The organism is Paenibacillus sp. FSL R10-2748, from assembly GCF_038005565.1.
Taxonomy (GTDB): Bacteria; Bacillota; Bacilli; order Paenibacillales; family Paenibacillaceae; genus Paenibacillus; species Paenibacillus polymyxa_B.
This window is the reverse complement of the sequence record NZ_JBBOTK010000007.1, coordinates 235,718-260,888: the sequence shown is the minus strand read 5'-3', so window position 1 is coordinate 260,888 and position 25,171 is coordinate 235,718. Positions and strand designations below refer to the sequence as shown.

General features: G+C 40.4%; 14 protein-coding genes and 2 pseudogenes. 13 read left to right on the top strand and 3 right to left on the bottom strand.

Translation table 11 applies throughout. The features are described from left to right. Positions 1-136 precede the first annotated feature (136 nt). Together NSS66_RS20940 and NSS66_RS20935 are read left to right on the top strand one after the other, a co-directional pair. Positions 137-1,561 carry an efflux RND transporter periplasmic adaptor subunit gene (locus tag NSS66_RS20940; RefSeq protein WP_076265069.1) on the top strand — a complete coding sequence of 475 codons (1,425 nt, stop codon included), beginning with the start codon at positions 137-139 and terminating at the stop codon, positions 1,559-1,561. Further along, positions 1,558-4,668 (top strand): efflux RND transporter permease subunit, encoded by a 3,111-nt coding sequence (locus NSS66_RS20935; protein WP_076265070.1) that lies wholly within the window; start codon positions 1,558-1,560, stop codon positions 4,666-4,668. Before NSS66_RS20940 ends, NSS66_RS20935 begins: the two co-directional genes overlap by 4 nt. Positions 4,669-4,813: 145 nt before the next feature. On the opposite strand, the pseudogene NSS66_RS20930 reads toward NSS66_RS20935, so the two are convergent. Further along, a pseudogene (locus NSS66_RS20930) lies at positions 4,814-5,374 on the bottom strand (DinB/UmuC family translesion DNA polymerase); the annotation flags it as partial. A 200-nt stretch (positions 5,375-5,574) separates the two neighbouring features. On the opposite strand from NSS66_RS20930, the gene NSS66_RS20925 reads away from it, so the two are divergent. The 11 genes and pseudogenes from NSS66_RS20925 (at position 5,575) to xerS (ending at position 22,909) form a co-directional block, all read left to right on the top strand. Further along, positions 5,575-5,706, top strand: a complete 132-nt coding sequence (locus NSS66_RS20925; protein ID WP_256703659.1) for a hypothetical protein — start codon at positions 5,575-5,577, stop codon at positions 5,704-5,706. Positions 5,707-6,563: 857 nt separating this feature from the next. Continuing rightward, positions 6,564-9,107, top strand: a complete 2,544-nt coding sequence (locus tag NSS66_RS20920; protein WP_076265073.1) for a Spaf_1101 family AAA-like ATPase — start codon at positions 6,564-6,566, stop codon at positions 9,105-9,107. A gap of 263 nt (positions 9,108-9,370) precedes the next feature. Then, positions 9,371-9,616, top strand: coding sequence for a stalk domain-containing protein (locus NSS66_RS20915; RefSeq protein WP_076295123.1), 246 nt, complete (start codon positions 9,371-9,373; stop codon positions 9,614-9,616). Positions 9,617-11,135: 1,519 nt separating this feature from the next. Then, positions 11,136-14,303 (top strand): TerB N-terminal domain-containing protein, encoded by a 3,168-nt coding sequence (locus NSS66_RS20910; protein ID WP_179085472.1) that lies wholly within the window; start codon positions 11,136-11,138, stop codon positions 14,301-14,303. A gap of 20 nt (positions 14,304-14,323) precedes the next feature. After that, a complete protein-coding gene (locus NSS66_RS20905; protein ID WP_076265091.1) occupies positions 14,324-15,643 on the top strand; it encodes an ATP-binding protein in 1,320 nt (439 codons plus the stop codon). Further along, positions 15,640-17,817, top strand: a complete 2,178-nt coding sequence (locus tag NSS66_RS20900) for a DEAD/DEAH box helicase (protein ID WP_076265076.1) — start codon at positions 15,640-15,642, stop codon at positions 17,815-17,817. Before NSS66_RS20905 ends, NSS66_RS20900 begins: the two co-directional genes overlap by 4 nt. A 663-nt stretch (positions 17,818-18,480) precedes the next feature. Beyond that, a complete protein-coding gene (locus NSS66_RS20895; protein ID WP_076265077.1) occupies positions 18,481-19,407 on the top strand; it encodes a bacteriophage abortive infection AbiH family protein in 927 nt (308 codons plus the stop codon). Positions 19,408-19,557: 150 nt separating this feature from the next. Then, positions 19,558-19,808: pseudogene (locus NSS66_RS26855) on the top strand (IS110 family transposase); the annotation flags it as partial. Continuing rightward, entirely contained in the window at positions 19,769-20,272 is a 504-nt protein-coding gene (locus NSS66_RS20890) for a rhamnogalacturonan lyase family protein (protein WP_445671362.1), read from the top strand. The pseudogene NSS66_RS26855 and the gene NSS66_RS20890, both read left to right, overlap by 40 nt. Positions 20,273-20,858: 586 nt before the next feature. After that, entirely contained in the window at positions 20,859-21,377 is a 519-nt protein-coding gene (locus tag NSS66_RS20885; RefSeq protein ID WP_081391187.1) for a helix-turn-helix domain-containing protein, read from the top strand. Between the two features lie 461 nt (positions 21,378-21,838). Next, complete coding sequence (xerS, locus tag NSS66_RS20880; protein WP_081391188.1) at positions 21,839-22,909, top strand: tyrosine recombinase XerS; 1,071 nt, start codon at positions 21,839-21,841, stop codon at positions 22,907-22,909. A gap of 456 nt (positions 22,910-23,365) precedes the next feature. On the opposite strand, the gene NSS66_RS20875 is transcribed toward xerS, so the two are convergent. Beyond that, positions 23,366-23,674 carry a hypothetical protein gene (locus tag NSS66_RS20875; protein WP_068938394.1) on the bottom strand — a complete coding sequence of 103 codons (309 nt, stop codon included), beginning with the start codon at positions 23,672-23,674 and terminating at the stop codon, positions 23,366-23,368. A gap of 332 nt (positions 23,675-24,006) precedes the next feature. Further along, positions 24,007-24,921, bottom strand: a complete 915-nt coding sequence (locus tag NSS66_RS20870; RefSeq protein ID WP_340959686.1) for an AraC family transcriptional regulator — start codon at positions 24,919-24,921, stop codon at positions 24,007-24,009. Positions 24,922-25,171: the final 250 nt, after the last annotated feature.

Sequence of the window (25,171 nt, the reverse complement as noted above, 5' to 3'; positions counted from 1 at the left end):
GGATTTGCCCTTTCGTACATAAGGAGCTTGCCCTTATGTACGATTTTTTTTTTTATAAACTGCTGTACTATGAAAAAAAAAGGTATGCAGTTTAATATTATGGATTGCTGAAACTGCTTAGAGGAAGTCGAGGAGGATGAAATTGTTGAATAGGACACGAATCAAAATGCTAGTCACGGGAATAACTTTCGCTATGGTGGTTTCCGGTTGCTCAAGTGCTTCGGAGGATACCACTGTAAAATCCGGTCAACCGGTACACATTCAAAAAGTAACGATGAAGCCTTTGGCTAATGAATTTAATCTGGCGGGAACGTTGCAGGCAAGCAATCAAACCGCTGTTTCCCTTGAAGCGAATGGACGTATTTTAAATACGACGGTTGAAGTGGGGGATCAGGTACAGAAAGGGGCAGTCCTCGCGAAATTGGACACAACCACTTATCAGTTGCAGCTTGCTCAGGCCAAGGCAACTTTGGAAAAGGCCAAAGCCGGTGTTAGCCAAGCGGACGCTTCTGTCCAATCGGCACATGCAAGCATTCGTAATGCACAATCCCAGATTAATTCAGCCCAATCCAAATTGCAGGAATTGAACAATGGAGCCAAAAAACAGGAAATTGCACAGGCGGAAAATGCGGTTACTGCGGCAACTAATTTGTACAACAAGAAAAAGGCAGATGCCGTCCGGACCCAAAGTCTATTTCAGGCAGGGGCAGTATCATTAACAGAAAATGAAAATGCGCAGCTGGAAGTAACGAACGCACAAAAAAGTTTAAGTGATGCGCAAGAGAAATTGTCCCTTTTGCTTGCAGGGGCTTCCCAGGAACAGCGTACACAAGCTTCGGCTGGCGTCGATCAGGCCAGGGCAGGGCTGGAATCGGCTATGGCTACTCAGCAACAAGGGCTAGCTAGTAAAGCTCAGGCACAGGCTTCCTACGAGGATGCGGTAGCTGCTTATGAACAAACGGCTTTAACTCTTAAGAAAGCTACTTTAACATCCCCCATAGCTGGTGTTGTGATTGAGAAAAAGGTATCTGATGGTCAACTGGGCTCCAGCGGGAATGAAGCGTTTATTGTCGGAAATATTAGTACTTTAAAAGTGCTCCTGCCCGTACCGGACAGTGAAATCTTATCGTGGAAGAAAGATCAAAAAGTAAATATATCTCTCTATAATGAAATTAGAACAGGGACCGTTACCCAGATCTATCCATCGACTAATTCCAAAACGGGAAGCATCAATGTGGAAGTCAGCATTCCTAATCCTGAGCTAAATTGGAAGCCTGGTCAAGTCATCAGCGCATCTAAAAGCATGAATCAATCGGAAGCATTGTTAGTGCCCGTAGAGGCTGTAATTAGCACCGGAGATGACCCTTATGTCTTTAAAGCTGTAAATGGCAAGGCCGTTAAAACAGCGATTAAAGTTGGAAAAGTGACTAATAATCAGCTCGAAGTTGTCTCTGGACTACAGGCAGGCGATCAAATCGTTACGCAAGGAGCAGGAACTTTATTTAATGGCGATTTACTTGGGAATGATGTACTTGGGAAATCGGAGGAATCGTCCAAATGATTAAATACATCGTTAAAAAGCAGAAAATTACACTTATTTTCTTTGGTATGTGTATTGTGCTAGGGCTCTACAATTTTACATCGCTGCCTAAACAGGAGCAGCCTGATGTTATTCCCATGTCAGCCAGTGTTACAACCGTCTATCCGGGCGCCTCACCTGAAAGAATTGAGCAAACCATTACTAAGATATTGGAACAGAAAATTAAAGAAGTGCAAGGTGTCAAAACGATTTCTTCCACTTCGTCTAAAGGCCAATCCAGCATAAGTATAGAAGCTTTAAATGATGCAGATCCGACAAAAGTGTGGGCTGATCTTCGTACAAAGGTGCAGGATGCACAGTCTGAGCTTCCAACAGATGCCAAACAGCCCATTATCAATGATAGCATGGCAAGCTCTTTCATTGGTTCATATGCGATTACTTCTGATAAAGTTGAGAATTTATACTCATTAAATGAATTGATGAACAAATGGAAAGATCAATTAAAAACGGTTTCAGGTATTTCGAAAGTTAATATTCAAGGAATACCAGATCAAGAAATACGTATCAGTTTAAATACACAAAAAATGCAGCAATATAATATTTCCTGGGAACAGGTTGTTCAAGCAATCAAAGATGAGAATGATAGAGTTCCTACAGGAAGTTTAGATTTCAATCAGCGTACTTATCAGATGACGGTAAATGCCTCAACTGATCCATCTATTCTAAATAACGTCCAGATTTCAAGCAACGAAGATGGGTTTCCGATATCTTTGAAGGATGTAGGTACAGCCTCGCTTGTTTTTAAAAAAGCGGGTAGTTATACGTATGTGAATACCAAGCCTGCTATTTCGATCAGTTTGAGTGGAGATACAGGCACAGACGTGCCAACGGTATCTAAAGCGGCAACAGCCAAAATCGATGAACTTGCAAGTAGCTTGCCTAAGGATGTACATTTTGAAAAGCTCTTTGCACAAAATGATCGAGTAAGTGAAATGTTTGGTAATCTCACCAAAGAGATGATCATCGCTATTATATCGGTCATTGTTATTTGTACATTAGGATTAAATTTGCTGACTTCTGCGTTTGTTGCCTTGGCTATTCCTGTTTCTATTGCTATCAGCTTTATTGTCTTGCCCACAACAGGGACAACGCTGAATCAAATTTCGGTTATCGGATTAATCATCGTACTAGGTATATTGGTTGATGATGCCGTCGTGGTCAATGACAACATTGAACGCCGACGCTCTGAATTTGGAGAAGATGCTACTCAGGCAGCAATTAAAGGAACGAAAGAAGTCTCCTTATCGATCATTACAGCCACGCTGGCTACGATTGCAGCATTTGCCCCGCTTTTATTCCTGCCGGGCAATATTGGAGACTTTATTAAGCCGATTCCTACCGTTATTTCGTTAACGATGTTGGCCTCCATGATTATGTCACTAACGATCATTCCTATTTTCCGTCAATGGTACGATAGCCGTCGTAAGGGTAAAGAACGTAGCAAAACGACCAAGCCCCCGGGGCTTCTTGGTAATCAAATACAGTCTCTCTCCAATGTGTACTCTAAAAACTGGATGCCGAGAATATTGCGACGTCCGCTTTTCACAGCGCTTATAGGTCTTATGATTGGTACAGCAGCCTACGGACTGCTTGTTATTGTTCCCATTGAATTATTTCCGGAATCCGATCAAGCGGATGCCACGATCAGCGTAACGATGCCAGAAGGAACGTCGTTGCAGGCAACCAATCAGGTTGTAAACGAGATTGGGAACTGGGTCAAAAAACAGCCGGAAACAGAGAGGTTGTCGGCAACGGCAGGTGGAGGAGCGCCTCAGCTGTACAGCGATGTTGCAGGTGGTCACGGCTCTGGGGGAGCGGTAAATGGCCAACTTGCTGTCGTTGGAAAAGAGGGGCTATTTGATCTCAAAAAAACAGTGAATCATTGGACCCATACGCTTCAAGCTAAATATCCATCTGCATTGATCAGCATTCGGGTTCCTCAATTAGGTATCCCCGTCGGCAGTGCGGTGTCTATCCGTATTAAGGGAGAAGACATCGGAAAACTGCAAAACATGACAGCTAAAGTCAAAGAAATTGTTGCGGGGACCCCCGGAGCTGTAGATGTGACCGATAATATGGGTATGCAAAGCTATAATCTGAATTTCCAAGTCAATCAACAAGCCCTGGATAAATATCGGGTTAGCTATTCCAATTTAACGCGTACTTTGCTATTAATGGGTGACGGGGTCAATGTAACGGATTTTGATACGGGTAAGGAATTGCTGGATATAAATATATACATGGACAAACCAAACAATGATCCTGAGGTATTGTTCCAACAATTAAGTGTGACCAATGCGACAAAAGAGCAAATACCCTTATCCCAGTTAGTCACGATGAAACCGGACTTTTCCATCCAGCAAATCCACCGTTATGATTTGGAACGGACGGTAACGATCTCATCCGATGCAAATGGGCGTACAGCTACGGAACTCACCCAGGACATCCGTAGCAAACTTACAAATACACAGTTTGAACCAGGCTACACCTGGGAGATGGGAGGGGAAACATCCGCGCAGTCCGATATATTTAAGGATTTGGGCAAATTAGCCGTTATAGTTATTTTTCTCATTCTGCTCTTGATCACAATGCAGTTTTACTCGGTCTCCACACCACTGATAATTATGACCACTGTTTATCTGGCAGCAGCAGGAGGAGTCCTAGGAAGTTTTATATCAGGTATGCCTATTGGATTCATGAGTATTATGGGGATTATTTCTCTTGCCGGTATCGTCGTGCGCAACGGTATCGTGTTGATAGAGTTTATTGAAGATGCGCGGCGTGAAGGGGCTGATTTAACAGAAGCCATCTTAATGGCATGCTCTGCCCGTTTCCGTCCGATCCTGCTTACTTCGCTAACTGCAATTGTCGGCATGATCCCCATTGCCACAATAGGGGAGATTTTGTTCAAACCGTTAGCAACAACCATTATTTTCGGACTTATCTTTTCAACCATTTTAACGTTGTTTGTAGTTCCGACTCTGTATATGGTCGTAGCTAATCTGAAATTGAAACGGAAGCATAAGAAGGAAATGAAAACAAATAACGATAGCACATTGTCTTTGTAGCTTTTATAAAAGATAGATAGATTATGGTGTGCTCGAATATTATCCGATCGTACATTAGGCGGTTTGCCCTAATGTGCGATTTTTTCCTTTTGCTGGCGCAATTGTCACTGGACAAGTATGCTCCAGCGGTATTTGAAATACGAGGGTAAGATTCAACAAAATTCATGGATCTTTCCAGAGGCTGGCCGGCATGGGTGAGGGAGGAGGCTCTTATGATCGCGGCGTTTCCATAACGCTCCTTGATGCTTTCTGTGGCTTTCTCCAGTGAGCGGGCGCATTCCTCATCTTCAAAGAAGGACAACTGGTACGTTTCCGCATCTGTTAGACCGCCCAGACGCCGTATCGGCATATGGTTCCAGAACTTATAGAAAATCTTTTTGACGGCTTCGTAGATTTTATTCGTATTATTGATCGGTCGGGAAGCTCATCTGGCGTGAAAATCCGGTCGGTGCTTCATACGGGCTACACATGCAACCGACGGTAACGACAGCCCCCATATACCCTTTGCGCCGTAATCTTTAGGCAGGGTCAACATATGGCCGATTGACTTCTGAGGGATGCTAGCGACGGAGCTGTTGTCCAAGCCGTTAGCGGTTCTCCACATTTCTTCATCCGGTTGTTTGCTGAAATGAGCGCGGAATTTGCGCTTAAGCTCGGGCAGTGGCGTTCTAGCTATATCCCCGATGGTGGTCATGCCGAGTCGTTTCTGGAATCCCAATTGATATAACTGCATGCAGCTTAGATTGTTGGTCTTTTATTTGTAAATTATCGAGGCTAGAAAGGGACTACATATAGACTAAGACGTTTTATAAAGGAGATTCAACTTTTTCTACATCTTGTAAGAAATAAATCCCGAGTTTAAAATCTATATATAGTTCGTAATGCCCACTTAGTAGGAGGAGAATCATGGCAAGAAGAAAAAGTAAAGCGAAACAGGAAGAAGAGTTTTTACAAATCCTGGCTGGAGTAGTCATGCTCGGAGGAATTGCAGGTACATATTCGCTAACCAAGTCTTGGGTGGCGTCATCATTTCCCTGAAATTTTTTTCTACTGCCTCTGAAGCTAAGAAATACACTCGTATTTTAGATGATCAAGGTTGCAAAATCGTTAACTACACACCATCCAAATATGATGCTTTACCAGCAGATTCGTATTATGACCATAATTATGAAACTGCACATCATGTCATTGGTCAAGAATACGATCAGGTGGCAGCCATCATGGATCAATACTTCTATTATGATACTGAGGGAAAACTATTCACGCGTGGCTTTAAACCTAATTATCATCCAACCAAAATGTTATTTCAAATCCTAACGAGAACACGAAAAAAGCTTACCCTTATTATCATCCGGAATGAAGAGGTGCTTCAGACGTGTCTAAACATTTTGCAGGGCGAATAAGAAGAATGGGCTGGTTTTTATACTTAAGATAAGGTGCATCGGAGATTTTTATGCTATCTTGGATTATTGATTGTAAGTTATCAACAGACTCTTTTTCTCACAACGTATGTCACCTAAAATGAAAATGAATTTAATTTTTTATAGGAATATTCCCTAAAAAAGAAATAATTCAAATTATAAGTTTTATTGTTTTTTCATTTGCATGAGAAAAGTTATAGGGCTATGATTGGTATAACAACGGTATTTGAACATACCTATTCATGAAGATAAAGTGTATTTTGAAATATCTGATGAAGGTTAAAAATTCATTCAAACCAGTCTTGTAGTAGTTACTTAAAATACTTAGACATTCATTCCCACAGGATTGGAACTAATATTAAAGTTTTAAGTGATGTGAACAACAGGATATTAGGTCTCTCAAAAGCCTGATGATACAGATTGAACTGATTTATAAAACAGAAACTAATAATTGAACTTCTGGATGGTGCATTTATGACAATATCTTTATTAAGAAACTACCAAAAACTCACTAGGTCAAGAAGTGATTATGGTGATTTAAAGAAATGTGAATTTCATATTCATACTCCTGCCTCTCATGACTACAGATTAATCCCTAACAAATTGTATAAGAATCTCACTGAAGTTGACGTTGTTAAAGTAGCTTACGAGATGGAAATGCTAACTGAAGAACAAAGAGATTTCCTTTTTAGAGAAATAGAATCAGGTTACTTTGAAGCAGATGACTATCGCCAGCAATTACAAAAAACCCCTTTCACTTGTTTTAAAGATTATCTCGCATTCAAATTGGTAGCCCATAAGTTATATGAAAATGAAATTCAAGTGGCTGTTGTTTCCGATCATAACACCGTTGATGGATATAAAAAACTAGTATATGCATTGGATGAATACTTCAAAGAAAGAATTAAAGGATCAGGATCGAAACATCAAATAACCCTGTTATTAGGTATTGAGGTTTCATGTTCTGAAACAATACACCTTGTTGGCATTTTTGATAATCCGATGTATTTCGCTGTACAGAGACTTATTGAGGAATGCATCCCTTCAAAGGTGTTCGGAACATATGAAACGAGCCTTTCAATGATTGAAAAAATAAATAAAATCGGAGGAATAAGCTATATAGCTCACATTAATTCAACTAATTGGTCAAACACAACACAACTATATAAGCAAACTTTATTTAATCATCCGTCTCTTAATGTTGTTGGGATAACCTCAACTGATAAAGAGGGACAATTAAGTAAAATTAATTCTTACACCATGACAAATCCAAATGAAAAATTTTGCGTGATACATGAAGGAGACTCTCACCAGCTGGATGAATTAGGAAAAAAGAACACTTGGATAAAAATGAGTAAAGCGAGTTTTAATTCATTAAAAAAAGCTTTTATAAATCATAAAATTTGTGTTTTCATTACTAAACCTGACAGTACAAATAAATATATTAAGGGCTTATTGATTGACCCGGGTGATGAAGGATATCTAAGAGGAAGAAAAGTAGATGAACCTTTTGTTGTGGATTTTTCTAGTGATTTAAATTGTATAATAGGAGGCAGAGGAACTGGCAAGAGCACAATGCTGAACATTCTTGAAGTAGTTTTTACTCTAGAAGTTTTATCAATGCCTGTTCTTAGATTCATATGTAAAAATAAGTTCATCCTTGTGTACTTTGTATATTTGCAAAAGGAATATCTACTAAGATTTATCCCCCAATTAAAAAAGAATCATGTTTCTAGTGATCGTAGTCCGTTTGAAGAAAAAGCATTTGTGAAATATGAAAAAGATAGCAAAAAAATTATATTAGAGCATCATTGGATCGAGTTATACCAAATCAGTAAAAGCAGTGATACTGTAAATTTCAATATTATCTTGGATGTGGAGGAAAAAAGAAGAATACTTAATAATGTCTATAGGAAAAGTTATTCCATTAATAACATAGTAGAACAGATTAATAACGGAAAAATTGGTGATTTTATAAAAGAAGTTATTTTTAATGGCCTTCCTTTTGAACGTAGAGATGAATTTCTAGAAATGTTTAAAAAGTTGCCTAAAACACGATTAAGGACTTTTTTAGCTAAAGATCTCCCCTTACTCCATGAAAGTATGGATAAAAGAAAAATAATGATTGAAAGCAACTTGCAAGAATTTAATAGGATTCATCATAACCAACTAAATATCGTATATTCCCCAAAAGCAATTGATTCCATAGACTATATAGAGATATTGACTGATTCTTTTATTAGTCACCAATTTCTTTCTGGATATAATATTACTTGGGGAGGAGTCGAACGATTTATCATTTCTGTTTCAAATAAAATAGGATTCATGAAATTTCTCACTCATTTGTTTCAAAACTCTTTTAAGAAGATTGAAGAACATGTATCCATTCTAGATTACCAATCAGATAAACAACCTTCATTCTTTGATGTAGATCAAGAGAGAAAGAATGCAGAGAAAAAAGATCTTAACATCGTTTATGGTAAAATAAGAGACAAATTATTGACCGACAGAAATAAACTAGTAAGGTGCTTTCAAAACTATTTTGAAGTAATTGACGATTTCTCAATTTTATTTAATACTAACTCCAAAGAGATTGTCACTACCCTGTCACCAAATATGAAAGATATCAATGAAATTTCTTTAGGACAAAAAGTCGTTGCCATTTTAGCTTTCATTTTTGAGTACGGTAAACATTTTAATGATAACACCCCTCTAATTATAGACCAACCTGAAGATAACCTAGACAACCAATATATCTATAAAAATTTAGTGAACAGTCTTAAACAAATTAAGAACAATCGTCAAATTATAGTAGTGACTCATAGTTCAACAATTGTTACTAATGCAGATGCAGAACAAGTAATCGTTTTGGATTCAAATAGTCAAAATGGATGGATTGAGAAGAAAGGCTACCCGGATCACGATGTTGTCACAAGGCATATAATTAATTACTTGGAAGGAGGAGAGGAGTCTTTCAAGCATAAAATCGGAATGTATAATAAAGTTCTTCAAAAATGAGGATTAATTGAAACTTCTATTATATATCTAGTGTATATTGTCAGGGCAATAAGCTCCTCCAAAAATCATTACGATGAGGAACGTGATAAAAGCTGATCTAACGCACAAACAACTTGGCCCGTTCTCATTTAGGGCGTGTTTTCAAACTACAGTTTACACTTGGATTATGTTAAATAGAACAGACTTGATAAGTATCATCTAATATTATCCCAAAACATTCCCCTTTCATGTTGGAGCGCTGTCATAGAACCAGTGATTTCAACATGAGTATCGAAGTGATGAAAAAGAGCTTGTTTGTATGTAGCTTAATATTAAGTTTGGCAATGCTAACCACAAGTGCAATGGCGGCTTCAAGTCAGAAAGAACTATCTTTAAATATTAATGGCAGCCTGGCGAATGTACAAAATCCCATTGTCATTAACAGTGTGACATTAGTTCCTAAACGTACAGTTTCTCTTATTCCAAATCTAAAAGTGGACTGGGACAATAAAACCAAGACGTTACAGTAACTGATTCAGATACGAAAAATAAACTAAAACTAGCCGTGGGTAGTAATAGTGCCTATGTCAACGATAAAAACTGACGGACTGCGTTAGTTATTATTCTGACAATATGCATCTTAATTACAGTTTTATGTCACCCGTTAGACAGCATCGGGTACAAGCTCAAACTTTAATCATTTGATGTTGACCGCTATGGCTTATATATTTATTTTTAAAGACGTTTTTAGGGGAACCTAGAGCGTCTTTTTATTTTGAAAATCACCTGGGTATATGCCATTTCTGCAAACAATGCTTATCTTTCCAGCCTAACAATCAATCTAATTTACTAATTTGATTTACCAAGTCAAGTCGGAGTTTTCCATCCTGTACAGCGAGAAAAAGACAGTGGTTTAGAATTTCTATGTGGCCGTAAAGTATTCAATATGACAGCAATGAAAATGACCTCACTAGCTCTTTCAGTATTTTCAATTGTAAGGTGTTTGAATCGAATGATGGTCAGGGATGCACCTGTTGCATCCACTTGACTAGTGTAGCTGCACCCATGGCCCAAAAAAATTGCACACTGACGGTTGTAGCGGCAACTACGTTAATGATAACGTTATTGATATAAGAAGAAAGGGAAACCACAGGCAACGCCTTTAATAAGCGAGCGGTTGCTTAGAAGAAGACCAAGTGTTGTGTCCAGCTCACAAGCGATGTAGTAGGTTCCTTCACTTGATAGCGTTAGCACGTCGATGGTAATGCCTCTGTTCAGCGTCTGAGGCGGGACAGGGAAGGTCACATTCGTTCCGCCAAGAAGAATCGTCCGTAGTATTGGCAAAAAAACATTAGTGGCAGTAATGTTGATGCCCGTCGCTCCAGCGCCTCTAGCGGGTCCTACAGGACCGACAGCACTTGCTGAACCTACAAGATCCGGTGGGCTCCAGTCAGGTGTTCCCGTGGCTCCTGCATCCCCGTTGTTTCATTATCATCTGCTGCACTAGTCGCCCTTGTAGTTCCGGTTGAACCCGTTAAAGTGGGAGCGGCTAACACATTTTCAAGCTTTCCTTGCAGCAGTAGCTTTTATGGGATACAAATAAAGTAGTTTTCTTGGCCGATCAATTAAGTAATTCATATGCTCATTTTATTCTCCAATTCATCGTCGCCGAAGCTGAGGAGATAGAATGGGCAGAGTGAGGTTGTAGTTCAACTTTACATATGAGTAATTACTTCTCTCTTGATTGCACAATGGAATAGAACTTCTCTTGAAAATATGCTTTTTTGTATGGGTTTGCGAAAAGAAACACCCTTCTAAAGAATGTTATACTATGGATAGTACATTCGACTCATTTTAAGGGTGGGAGATATGAAGTTTTTATTGAGGCTTTTTAGTCGAAAGAAGTATACGTTGAAATTGTGTTTTACCCCCAAAAAAGGGTTTACGCTTAGTGCTTGGTCAAAACATCGGCCTCTAGCAATTCAGAAGGTGTTGTCACTTCCTTCATTGCTAGAGGACTCCATTCTAAGTAGATGGAGAAACATTGACTTGAACGAAATTGAACTTGGCCTAACCGATGTGTTAATTCTCCGCAAGACAGCAATCTCATTCATAGAGCGTGTTGGACCAAGCCGTATTCAATTTGAAGTCGATCCGATTATCTTGGATTTGACTCAGATACCTCAACCGGATGACTTTATAATTCAAGTTATTTGGAATTCAAGACAAAATGAGGTCCTCATGGAATTGCCGAATGGAGTAGAGTACTTAGAGACCTTGGACCATGGTTGGTTCAAAAAAGGCAGCCAAGTCTGGCATCTCCCTGATTGGACCACCGAAGATCAAAGTTGGCTATCCAAGAAAATCCAGCCCAATCAGCTTCCCTTTTTGCTGACGAAAATTGTACCAGATATGACTAACAGAAAACTTCCAGTATATAGCCCTATCATCCTTGAATCCCAAGATGCAGTACATTTCCACATTCTCGAGTTTGGATCAGAGGCTGTTCAATTAAAGGTAAATGTGAATGTTGACATTCCTAAGCGAATTCCTGGTCTAGAAGGTTATCTCTTGGATGGTAACCATCTATACCCCGGTCCTAATCCAGCTCACTTGAATGATTTCCGGTTTAAGCATCCTGAAGACGAAAATGGACTAATCTTTCTACAAGGGGAAGATATACCCAAGGTAGTTGCGCAGATCGAGGGGGAATGGAGGAGATTTACCTCGGGCGATGTTCAAGGATTACTACGAGCCCATCCTATTCAGAGAGCAATCGAGCTCATCCTTACAGCATCGGTTCAAACTAGTAATGGTGTAGGCCATGTTACCGCAGCGCCTATGCTTAAGATTGAAGGTGTTCAGATGAGCGCTGCTGCAGTCTCCAGACGATTAAAACCCGGAATGCAATACATAAGAAATGCATCGGGATGGATTGCAGTAGATGATTTAAGGAGAGTTGGTATCGGAGTTATGGGACGGGCTGTAAATGGACTCTCTTTAGATAACGTTTTTTCCTTAAGGGCTCGGGAAGTTCTCGAAAGAGGTGGCCACCGTTTAGAAGGCCCCTGGAGCAAAATTGAGTTCCCTGAATTCAACTGGCCACACCAATCAAGCAACCCTATATTGGAGCATCTTCAATTTCTGGCACACTGGGGTCTGAATGGTGGGGTCAAAAGGGGACAGGTCCGTTGGGGGAGTACTCTTCTAGAGTATCTCTTTCAACTAATCACTCAGTTTCCTTCGGTGCGCATCCTCATGGTTGGCACCAAGGTACTATTGGAGTCATTTAAAAAGCAATGCAGTGATACGTTGAATTTCACGTGGATAACATCGTCTGCCGAGGCGAATCGACTTCAACTGAAAGATGTTTCCTATATTGCAGTGACACCAAGTGTTCTGGGCAAGCATACCGATTTAATAAAGCAGAAGTATGATGTGCTAATTATGTTGGAGCCGGATCAGATAACGAAAAGTACAGACACCAAAATATACGGAACACTCTCATCCATCAAGTCTCGGTGCAGATTCTCCTTATTTTCGGATGCCAATTACCTTGAGCAGCCTAACGTGAAATCGGCGCATGAGATGCTATTGCAGCTCCATTCTGCAAGCGAGCAGCGCTGGACCATCTTTGATCAGAACACTCCGCTTGCCGTACTGCCAGAACCCTATCAGATGAAGGTGAATACAAGCGTGAAGAATAGCTCAGATGATCTCTTTTTCTCAGAGTTTGACCTAAATGAGCCCAATGAAGAGGAAGCGGGTATCAGCATTCCAGCAAGCACAATCTCGATTCAGGAGCCGTCCGTGAAAGTGTCAATAGAATACGAATCCCGTGAGCAGCAGTTTGTGAAACAGGCCAAGTCACTCGCAGATCACAACGGCGAACGAGCGCCTTTTGTTCAGTTCATGAGCTACTGGCCCACATATCAGGATATGAGCGACTCCGAGCAAAAATGGTATTTTTACTGGAGATCCGAAGTCAGAAACATGCGATACCCAGAGACAGACCTATCCTATATTTTTCTGCATACCTATGAGCTCATTAATGGAATAGGCTGGACGGAGCCAAAATATGGACTGATCCAGCTTACACAGCTACTGATCCACTATGGTGAAGCTTATCGTCAACTCGAGAATTACTTGTTTGATTGGATATATGATTTTGCGTTAGTCCACCAATTAACAGACACAATTGGGAAGCTGGATGTATTGGCAAGGAAGCCGGACAGGCTACCTGGAGAGTTTCTTGCTATGGAGTTATTAAGCAAGTTCCAGAAATCCCCGCTTCAGCTTTCATTGGATATGCTATTAACCTTAAGCAATTATGATATGAAACGAAGCAGATTCTACCTGGGAGAAGGGAAGGATTATCTTGAATTCTATATCCCCCGTATTCTCACCGTTGTGGATGGCTATATCACCAAAATATATGACATGCGTCTAATAGATATGTTTTCTCCGGGTGAGGCGTTAGTGACACAAAGATACCTTTTTCGCAGTGCAGTGTATAACAATGCACTTTACGGCAGCACGATTGCCGTCAGTCATTTGCCCATTCTAAATCATGAACCATTGCGGGAATATATTACTCAGATTATCAAATTTGCCGAGAATAAACTCCGGGATTACCAGGGCTTTAAGGGACGGTTAAAAGGGATTTCCTTGGAGCCGGAAGTGGAGACGCTAATTGACCGTTACTTATCGAGAGAGTATGCCAAACAGTCTATTGTATCTGCCATTCAAATTGATACTGATAAACTAGCTCAGCTTCAATTGGATACGGAGTATGTGCGAGAGATGTTAACGATTGAAGAAACAGAAGATTCACTCGAGACATCAAATGACGCTCATATGTCGGAGGAAGCCTCGCATAAGCCAGAGCTAGCAGCCCATTTACAATGTGTAGCTTCAGAAGAAACACAAGGACTAAATAACTCCGTAGAGTCTTCATGGGATATGGCAGGCCTTGGAGAGGAGTGGTTACTCTTAGCAGAAGCCTTGGAAGAAGTCCACTTCAAGGCTTTGGCAGCACTCACGAGCGATACACCAGTAAGAGAACTAAGCCGCTTGGCAGATGAGCATGGAACGATGCCAACGCTTCTTATCGATGATATTAACCAAGCCGCGATGGAGCACATTGGGGATTTGATCGTGTCAGAAGATGGTGTTGTGGAAGACTATCTGAATGATGTGAAGAATTTGAAGAGGTGAACAGAATGATGGAACAAAAAATGAGCGGACAAAAAATACCTAAGAGACTTACCACGGCCCTTGTGAACTCTCTGACTGCCGGAGTGGTCCCGCGGATAGGACTTGAGCATATCGCTGTTGGCCGTAGGGCGGAGGTCGAAGCTATTTTAAGAGACATGGAGAATATTGCAGAGGGAGGGGCGGTCTTTAAGTTTATTACGGGGCGTTACGGAAGCGGCAAAAGCTTTCTTCTGCAGACGCTTCGGAATTATGCAATGGATCGAGAATTTGTGGTAGCGGACGCTGACATGTCTCCCGAACGAAGATTCGTGGGGACGAAAGGACAGGGCCTAGCTATGTATCGTGAGTTGATGATGCACCTTTCCACACGGACACGACCGGACGGAGGGGCCCTGGAATCTATCCTGCAGAAGTGGATCGCCTCCATACAGCAAGAAGTGATGATAGAGAAGTCACTTCGTCCCAATGATCCTGCGTTGAACGTCGAGGTGGAGCAGAAAATTTTCGCAATCACAACGGAGATGCAAAGTCTGGTGCATGGCTTTGATTTTGCCCGGGTGCTGTCCATCTATTGGAATGGCTACAAGCTTGCTGACGATCACCAAAAGCAGTCTGCTCTTCGCTGGCTCAGAGGGGAATATCCAACAAAGACGGAAGCCAAAAGAGAGCTGAATGTGGGTGTCATCATTGATGATGAGAATTGGTATGAGTACATCAAACTCTGGGCGGAATTTGTTTCGCGAATCGGTTATAAGGGCCTGCTTCTCTTTATAGACGAAGCAGTTAATCTATACAAGATAAGCAATAGCATTTCCCGCCAAAGCAACTATGAGAAACTGCTCACCATGTTTAACGACACAATGCAGGGGAAAGCAGAGAATCTAGGGATTTTCATAGGCGGGACGCCGCAATTTGTAGAGGATGAACGAAGGGGACTGTTCAGCTATGAAGCTCTTCGCTCCCGGCTGATTGAAGGACGGTATGCGAATCAAGGCTACTTGAACTATACGGGTCCGATTCTAAAACTTGAAATGCTGTCTCATGAAGAAATTCTTATTCTGCTGCAGCGTTTGACTCAAATTCATGGTCAGCATTTTGGATATAGCACATCACTAACGAATGAGGACCTTATAGCATTTATGCAGACAGCCGTGGGACGACTTGGCGCAGACCAGTTACTCACACCGCGGGAGGTAATCCGGGATTTCATGGATCTCCTTCATACGTTGCACCAGAATCCTGAAGTTTCGTTCGCACAGCTCGTTGGGGAGAGGACAATTGCCCCTGCAGAGTCAGATCCGGATGAAGTCAATGACTTTCTGTCGGAGTTTGAATTATGACGCAAAATCCTTTTCATCGGCTCGCTCCATTTTTGCAGGAGTTCATTTATAAAAAGAAGTGGAACGAGCTGCGAGCTGCTCAGGTAGAAGCGTGCCGGGTATGTTTTGATACTCCACATCATCTACTGATTGCCGCGGGAACGGCTTCAGGAAAGACAGAGGCTGCTTTCTTTCCCGCTCTTACTGAATTGTATGAACGACCTTCCCGGTCCGTAGGCATTTTGTACATTGGTCCTTTAAAGGCACTGATTAATGATCAATTTGAACGGCTTAAGGAATTGATGCAGGATTCACCTATCCCCGTATGGCATTGGCATGGGGACGTATCTCAATCCGAGAAAACGAAGCTGGTGCGCAGTCCCTCCGGAATTCTGCAAATTACGCCGGAATCGTTGGAAGGGCTACTGATGAACCGTCCCAATGCCGTTCCTAATCTCTTTGGAGACCTAAGGTATGTGATTGTAGATGAGGTCCATGCCTTTATGGGAGCAGACCGTGGTATTCAGGTATTAAGCCAGATTAACCGTCTTGAGCGCATGACTGGTGTGAAACCACGTCGTATCGGATTATCGGCCACACTGAGCGACTATGATTCAGCCAAAGCATGGCTGGGGGCTGGAAGCACGCAAGCAGTGGAAGTCGTGTCCTCTTCAGCAGGCCGCAAGCTGCGGCTACGGGTAGATCATTTTTCATTCCCGGATGCCCATGATGAGGAACAGGCAGAACAACTGCAAAATGCCAAAAAAGCTTACTATAATCACATTTACGAGAGCACCCATCTCAAAAAAGCCCTGATTTTCACCAATAGCCGCTCAGATGCGGAATTGACTACGCTGGAAATGAGAAGGGTCGCTGCGCGACGCCATCAACCAGATGTGTTCTATGTCCATCACGGGAGTATATCGGCCATGCTTCGAGAGGAGGCGGAGAACGCTCTGAAAAGCGGTCCAGGCCCTGCTGTAGCTGCCGCAACGCTAACACTGGAGCTAGGTATTGATTTAGGTGAATTGGAACGGATTGTCCAGCTTGGCGCTCCTTATAGTACATCCAGCTTCGTGCAGCGGCTTGGCCGCTCCGGACGGAGGGAGGATAAGGCATCAGAAATGATGTTTGTCATTCATGAAGAAGAGGACGAAGAGGCTCCACTTCCAGCTCGAATTCCCTGGACCTTGCTGCGGGCGATTGCCGTCATTGAGCTGTATGTCCGGCACAAGTGGGTAGAGTCTCTGGAGACTCGCAGACTCCCGATCGGCACAATGTACCATCAGACCATGAGTATCCTAAAAAGTATGGGAGAAGCCGAGCCTGTTGACTTAGCGAGGGCGGTACTAACGTTGCCTTCCTTTAGGGAAGTAACTTCAGAGCAATATAAGATCTTTTTAAATTACTTGATTCAAACAGACCATATTCAGTGGACAGAAGAAAAGAACCTCATCATCGGACTGACTGGTGAGAAGATTGTAAACAATTTCAGATTCTATGCGGTGTTCAAGGACGATGAGGAACACTCCGTCTACAACGGCTCTGAAGAAATTGGTTCCATCACCACCGTTCCTCCGCCAGGTTATTGTTTTTCTCTTGCCGGCAAGCTGTGGAAGGTCGTTGAGGTAGATACGAAGCACAAGGCCGTTTACGTCAAGGCGGCTAAAGGGAAGGTAGACACGTTGTGGCTTGGATCTGGGGGAGATATTCATACCCTTGTTACGCAAAAGATGAGGGACGTGCTGGCTGGGGAGGAAATCTACTCATACCTCTCGCCTGAAGCTGTGAACCGCTTGGAGCGAGCGCGACGTCTGGCAAGAGAGAGTGAACTGCTCAAGGAGATTGTGATACCGGCTGGAGGCGATTCCCTGTTCATTCTTCCCTGGGTGGGAAGCAAACAATTCCGGACAATAGAACGTTTAATCAAACATACACTATCCACTAGGCTTTCATTACGATCAGTTGTTCCTATGGAGCCATATTATTTGATTGTATCCGGGCGAAGCGATGCGCCAATGCTGTTGCAGGAAATAATCCTTGCATGTAAGAACTGTAATAAGGAGCAGTTGCTTGAGGACAAAGAAGCCCCGTATTTAGGGAAATATGATGAGTTCGTGGCACCAGAATTAATACGAAGGGCATTTCTGGCAGATGGACTAGATTTAAAGGGGCTAGTGAAAAATCTGGTATGAGAATCTGCAAGAGACCAGAAAGTTAAAATTCCAGCGATCTTTCAGTTGTTTAAAGGAAAATCTCTTTGACTTTAAAGATGAATTTTCCTATAATTTTATTGATCAAAGGCCTCTATAGAACTCATGATAGAAAGAGGCCATTACAATGAATGGTAATTTTTTTGTTAAATTGGGTGTTATGCTTAATCTCAATAATGTTTTTTTTATTTTGATTTTCGTACTAATCTATGTAGGCAAATAATAAGGTAATCAATTCATTTCTTATCTGAAATTAATAAAAGAACACTACACTGCTTTGGTGCCTTAGGGAATTTGATTAAGGTTCCTTAAGGTAATAAATACAAGTGAAATAATTTTTTCTGAGCAATAACACGAGGCCTTTGATCGCTTTATTAATTTAATAGTGGTTATAAAGCGATCAAAGGCAGAGAGCTTAATGGAGTTATAAATAGTTGACTATAAGCAATGCCAAAGAAAGTATTGCCCCACTGGCACTGAGTTGTTGGTGGGCCTTTTTTTGTTCTGAAAAGAACATTTGTTCCTATGTGAGATAAAACAAAATATAGCAAGGGATGATTATCATGTTGACAAATGAGTAATAAAAAATTATCATAATATCGAAACGAAACATTCAAAACGACTTTTACAATCGGAGGGATAGTAATGAGATTATTTGTGATTGGAAACGGTTTTGACAGAGCGCATAAATTACCTACATCATATGAAGATTTTCGTCAGTACCTATTGGATGAATACCCTGACTCTGATGCAGATAATTTTACAATACCTGAGGGTCAGACAACGGCGGATGGAGATATATCTTATGAAGATGTTGATGTGGTATCGTACTTACTTCGGCTTGTTTCAAATGTGGATGGAGAAGAATGGAGTAATCTGGAGCACTCATTAGGATATTTAGATTATGACGAAATTTTTGACAGTTTGGAGACCGTTCGCGACAACGACGGTGATCCTGATCACTTTAAAAACCTATACAATACAGAAGATCTTGCGTCGGGTCTTGTCGAGCCTACCCTAAGCATTGCTGAACTCTTCTCTGAATGGATTGATACGATAGAGATTGAAGAGGTTGATAAAATAGATGATTTTTCTGCACTAATCGATCCAGAAAAAGATCTTTTTCTTACATTTAACTATACCTCAACACTGGAAACTGTATATGGAGCTCAGTACGTTTGCCATATCCATGGCGAACAAGGCACTGAATTAGTTTTTGGGCATGGCAATGATGAAGATTATACAGAGTATTATCTGGATAAATACACTGGTTCAGAAACAGCCCTCCAACAAATTGATGAGTTGCTAAAGAAAGATACAAGTAGTGCAATCAAAAAGAACAATGCATTTTTTGAAGATCTAGAGAAAGTATCCATTGATAGAGTCTATTCCTTTGGATTTTCTTTTTCGAAGGTTGATGAAATTTATGTTAAAGAGATTTGCAAGAGATTACCCAGAGATGTTACTTGGTATTTGAATGATTTTGATCCTTCCGAAAAACGTGATGAGTATCAAAAGATTATTATATCATCTGACTTTCGTGGAAATTTCAGTACATACAATATTTCATAAGTTTAAATGTATATAACCCTAGGAGATATCCTGGTATTTTTGTAATATTTATATAAAAAATCAGAATACCCACATGGTATATTTATCCTAATACTAAATGACTAGGAGCCATATAAGCAATCGATGAAACAGAATCAACGGATTACATGAATTTCCGACAAAACCCTTGTCATAGGCGCAGACATCGCCAAAGAACCCCATGTGGCCCGCGCCATAGATTTTCGAGGGATTGAACTCGGAAAGGATTGTGTGTTCACCAATACTCGTGCCGGATTCGAGCACTGGTTCAGTAGATGAAGGAGCTTCAGCAGGAACATGCCAAGAGTGACGTCCTTTTCGGTATTGAGCCCACCAGACACTACTGGTTCATCCTGGCGGAGTATTTGGGGCAACAGGGCATTCTTTAGGCCAATGCAATGTCATTGGAGATGCCGATGCAGATCATCGGAATAGCTCAGGTTATGTGCTGCTTGGTGATGAATTCCTGACTGTCTTCGACGGGCAGATCGGAGCTGCACTGGATACGGTGGATTATGATCCTCCTCGCGGGGACGTCGCATCATGGGGAAATGGCTACGGAAATCGCGTGGACCGTTTCCTGGCAGCAGTAGCCTACCTGGATGGAGAGCATCCAAGCGCCATGTTCAGCTGTGGCTATTACACGCGTACGGTACTGGTGTCCTACAACTTCCACAATGGAAAGCTCAGCAAGGTCTGGGGCTTTGACACCAATGACGATGGCTATACCGGCCATACGGGGCAAGGCAACCATATCATCGGATACGCAAATGGGAGTACACTCGGGAACAAACACAAAATGAACGCTTTGAATAATCATGATGTATCATTCATCATTCATTCGTAGATGTTAGAAAATGTTTTGATATGAGCTCTTGAGGTGTCTGGGAGAATTGCCTTACACAAGTCCAGATTGTGTATCATAGGAGCTGTCAATTCTGAACAGGAGTTAATACCTCTGGTTTAATGGCCAGATGAAGATGTACATCTACAGTTATCAAAAGCAGGAGGAATTCGAAGGGCTCCTCCGAGGCATACAGGACATAGAGAATAGGCTGGGCAAGGTTTTCTCACTGAGGAGCAGGTTCAGTCTCATCAACGAACTGTCAAGTGGCAACATTTAAACATGAAAAGAGATAACTTCTTGCCACAAACTCTAACTGGCTTATGCATAAAACTCGTATTTCTTTTAGTAAGTTATTAATTTTATTAAACCTTGAAATTATAAGATTTATATTTATGTGACACATATTATTAACTGATATGAAATATACAAAGCTTTATGCTTGGGCAATATAAGCAATTAAAGATAGCTTTCAAAATCATACTAACTAGGAATACAGTTAAGTCCCAGTAAAGAAGTAGCAGGGAGAATTGGATGTTGTGTCGAATCCTGATGAGGGGGAATAGTGGGTAGAAAAGGAGGGGAATACTTGAATCTGTTTTACACTGAAATAATCCGCTTTTATAACGAAAGAAATTGGTACACTTTAAAAGAACTATCAGTAGCCCTTAATGAACGTGGAATTTCACATGATTCAAAGCATGTAAATAATTATCTTTATTATCCACCAAAAACTGAAGAAGAGCTGAATGCCATTGTTGATATATTTGGTGCTGAGAAAGAAAAAATAAAAAGGGCTATGGCACTAGATACGTTGCCTTATGAAATTATTGAAAATATTCGCCATATTCCCATTACGGAACTGGTAAGTAGTAGATCTAGGTTCTCACAATCGACAGTGTCTGACTTTTGTTCTTATCTAAAGCAGCATAGAGAAAGAAAGAGGTTTACTTTCACTGCATTAGCTAAGTCGATTGGTCTGTCTTCGAATTATATTTACTGTTTAGAGAAGGGCAAAAGAGGAATTCCTGAACCATCTATTCTAAAGCGTATTGCGATAGCAGTTGGTGTCCCCTATGAAGAGATGATGAAGAAAGCTGGATATTAATATTTGGTATATAGAGCTGATATAATCGCACTTAGGCTGCATTTTTGCAGGCTGAGTAGAATCATTAAATGGTCAAATAAACTTAGGATACTCTTTTTTTACACTGAGAAAAAAAGATATCAACAAGCAATGCATGGTCCATCAAAGTGGAGAGACCAATGTTTACGCACTCACCGACGAGGAAGTAGCACTCATCACAGAAGAGAAATTTCCGTCAAATGCGATGGAATGGTTGGTCGGATGATCTGAAATTTGTAGCCTGTGCCATACATTATAAAGTTGCTACTTAAGCGGATTTTTTTTAGGAACCAAGTTCTTGTCCGGATTTGAGGATAGATGTACAGTGACTTGGTTCTTCCTTGAACAAGTTGTTTGATGTGTTACCACGGAATATTATTACGTAAAATACATATTTGACGAATAATTATTAGAGAATTATAATTATATAAGGAGGTCATACATTGGACAAGCAAATGAAATTACATTACATGAATCGCATTGATGAAAAATTGTCAGAACTGCCGTGGTTCGTTACGGAATTTATAGATAGTAAAAAACGTAAGCTTTCACCTACGACACTCCTTAATTATTGCCACGATTATATTATATTTTTTGACTGGTTAGTTACAGAGAACTTTACTGCAGCTAAACGAAAAGATATTGATTTAGCTACGTTGGAGATTCTAACAATCCGTGAAGTGGAAAATTTTTTATCTTTCTTAGAGTATCAACTAGGCAATACCAAGCTAACCATTAACCGTAAATTGTCCTCACTAAAATCCTTATTTGATTACTTACAGAACAAGGCTGAAACAAGTGACCTAAAGCCATATATCCAGCGCAATGTTATGGCCAAAATGGATTTAAATGTAGTTAAAGAAACCCAAGAAACCATTGCCAATCGTATTGATGGGAAAATTCTCAGGGAAGACGATTTTGAGTCGTTTAGGCTATTTGTAGCCCATGATTACGGAGAAATCAATAAAGAGAATAAACGTATTTTCAATTTCCATCAATTTAACCGTGAACGAGATACAGCCATTGTTTCCCTAATTTTAGGATCAGGTCTTAGGCTCTCTGAGATTGCAGGCATTAACATTGAAGATCTGGATATGAATAAAGCTTTAGTTCGTGTTATACGAAAAGGTAATAAAGAACAATATGTGTATTTCAGCAAGCAAGCTTTACTGGATTTAGAAAATTATCTTCAGATCAGAGAATCCAGATATGTTCCAGAAAGAAACGAAAACTTTTTGTTTATTGCAGCTCCTGTTGGTCGCAAGGGAAAAAGCCGACGCTTAACGCAGAGATCCATTGAAAAACTGATTGAAAAGTATGCTTCAGCTTTTGGAAAACCAGCTTTAACCGTGCATTCTCTGAGACATTCATTTGCAACGCGTTATCACTTAGAGAACAATGATGTGCCTAGATTGAAAAACCAATTAGGACATTCCTCAATACAAACAACAATGATCTATACACATTTAACTGATGAAGAAATGAGGAAAGCAGTTAACAATATGGATAAGTGATGTAAACCATGATAGAAAACAAAAGTAATTTATAGCTACTTGTAATAATGATTTTATTTAAATAAGAGCTTAAACATGAAGATGTGACAACAAGTTTATACCTTTCGAGGAGAATGACAACAAGTTTATGCCTTTCGAGGAGAATGACAACAAGTTTACCCCTCACGAGGAAAGTGACAACAAGTTTATACCTTTCAAGAAGAACGAGACCAGAAATATGGAGTTCAAAGCTTGTTTCAACAAAAATCATATAAGAAAAGGGGTAAACTTGTTGTCATAATCTATAATTCGGCAAACTTGTTGTCAATAAAGGAGTAAACTTGTTGTCACTGGACACCTTGGCCTAACGGTGATTTTGAGTTTAGGAAAATCGTGCTGTTATGCGTTTCTCTATATACATATTCACAAAACTCGTATTTTGTACATATGTATATAAATCGGTTTTACCCCTTGTTTTTAAGGTTTTTGCCGTTCTTGTTGATTGACACAAATCTCCCCTCGTTTTTGACACCAAAGCAAGGCAATCGTTGTAGATAGAATACTGAATAAAGTTACCTTTCCTGTACCAAATCTATGCAATAATCTACTTGCAAATAAACTGGATACAACAGTACAAAACGAGACCGTTAACGATATATAACCTGCCATTTCTGTTGCGGCGCCGATATCAAATTTCATAATGGACCATGCACTGCCAAGTAAGGCATCTGGCAGTCCGAGACCTATAAATACGAGGTAAATAACTATAAGTAGTACCGTAACCATCTTCGTTCTCTCCTTAATTTGTGTGGAATCTTTAATTGTGCGTTTTCTGTGTCTTGCCGGAACAATATGTCCGGACCAGTTCGTATTCCTCTGTTAAGCCTCTATTTTATTCTTTCAAGAAAACTACAATATATTTGTTTGAACATTTCTTCCTCTTCATACTCAATTAATTTCAAAAGTCTGATAATTAGTAAATCCCTAAACCAACGATTCAAGATACGATCTTCTCCTTTTTAAACTTCTTATTTTATATTATCGCTACACTTAAATCGAAAAAGAATGAGTTGCCAAGAAAACAGGCTAATCACATATTTTTAGCAGAAAATTACATGCTATTCCTTCAACCCCTCCTCTCTTCGCTTAAACTGTTGTCTAAACTCCGACGGTGGGAGTCCAAACCGAAGTTTGAACACTTTGGAAAAGTGAGCAACGCTTTCGAACCCAGTAGTGAAACAGACATCGGTAGCAGACAGTGACGTCTCTAACAGTAACTTCTTAGCTTTATCCAACCTCCTATTGCGAATCCATTTCAACGGTGAGGTATGATATATTGCCTGAAACTCCCGTTTGAACGTTGACAGGCTTCTACCAGACAAATAAGCCAGATCATTGAGGGATACGGGATTTGTGAAATTTTCTTCCATAATCTTATCGATACTACTGTTCCTATCATGGTTAGATAGTTGCAACAGTTGATATTGAAAATGATCATTTGAGTCTACCAGGTGAAATAGAAGTTCCATTAACTTGATCCGAACGAGTGCATTTCTAACATCGTCTGGGTTGTCGAAATAGGGTTTTAAAGACTCAATGTAAGATAGAGTGAGGTCATTAACCTTAATAATGGATACAGGAACTTCACCGTTCACTGGATAAATCGGTTTTAAACCAGCGAATTGGACAAATTCCTCAACCAATTTCTCATTCAGGAAAAACATCATATAATCAAGCATGTATTCAGAACCGGGTTCCCCTGATTTCTCGTATTCAACCAGCATAGACTTGTTAATAAACACCATTTCATTGCTCCGGACGATATACTCTTGATCTCTAAAACGTACCGTGTAAATGCCCGATTTAACAAACAACAAAAGATGTTCCTTCAGGAAGCATGTTCCTATATCACCTTGTGTATGCAAATAAAATTTAATGACGGATAACCCGTTCTGCTTTAGACTTCCTTTTTTATCTGGTGCACACTCCAGCTCTTGCGGAGCTTTGATCAACTTGCTAGTTCTCATGGACATTAGGAATCCCCCTTTTTCTCCTACATCACCTTAAGGATAATTTCGTAATTAGTTAATAGAACTGGAATTGACTTCCATGAGATTTAGTTGGATTTCCATCCGTAAGGTCTTGCGTTCTAACTTTACCTATAAGATAACAGGAAACAGTAATAGATACTTTACTCCTAGGCTCAGATCATTTGTTCATTTAGCTCAAAATTTAATAAGAGCGCAATACCTCATGTCGTAATCCTAACTCTCTAAATATGTT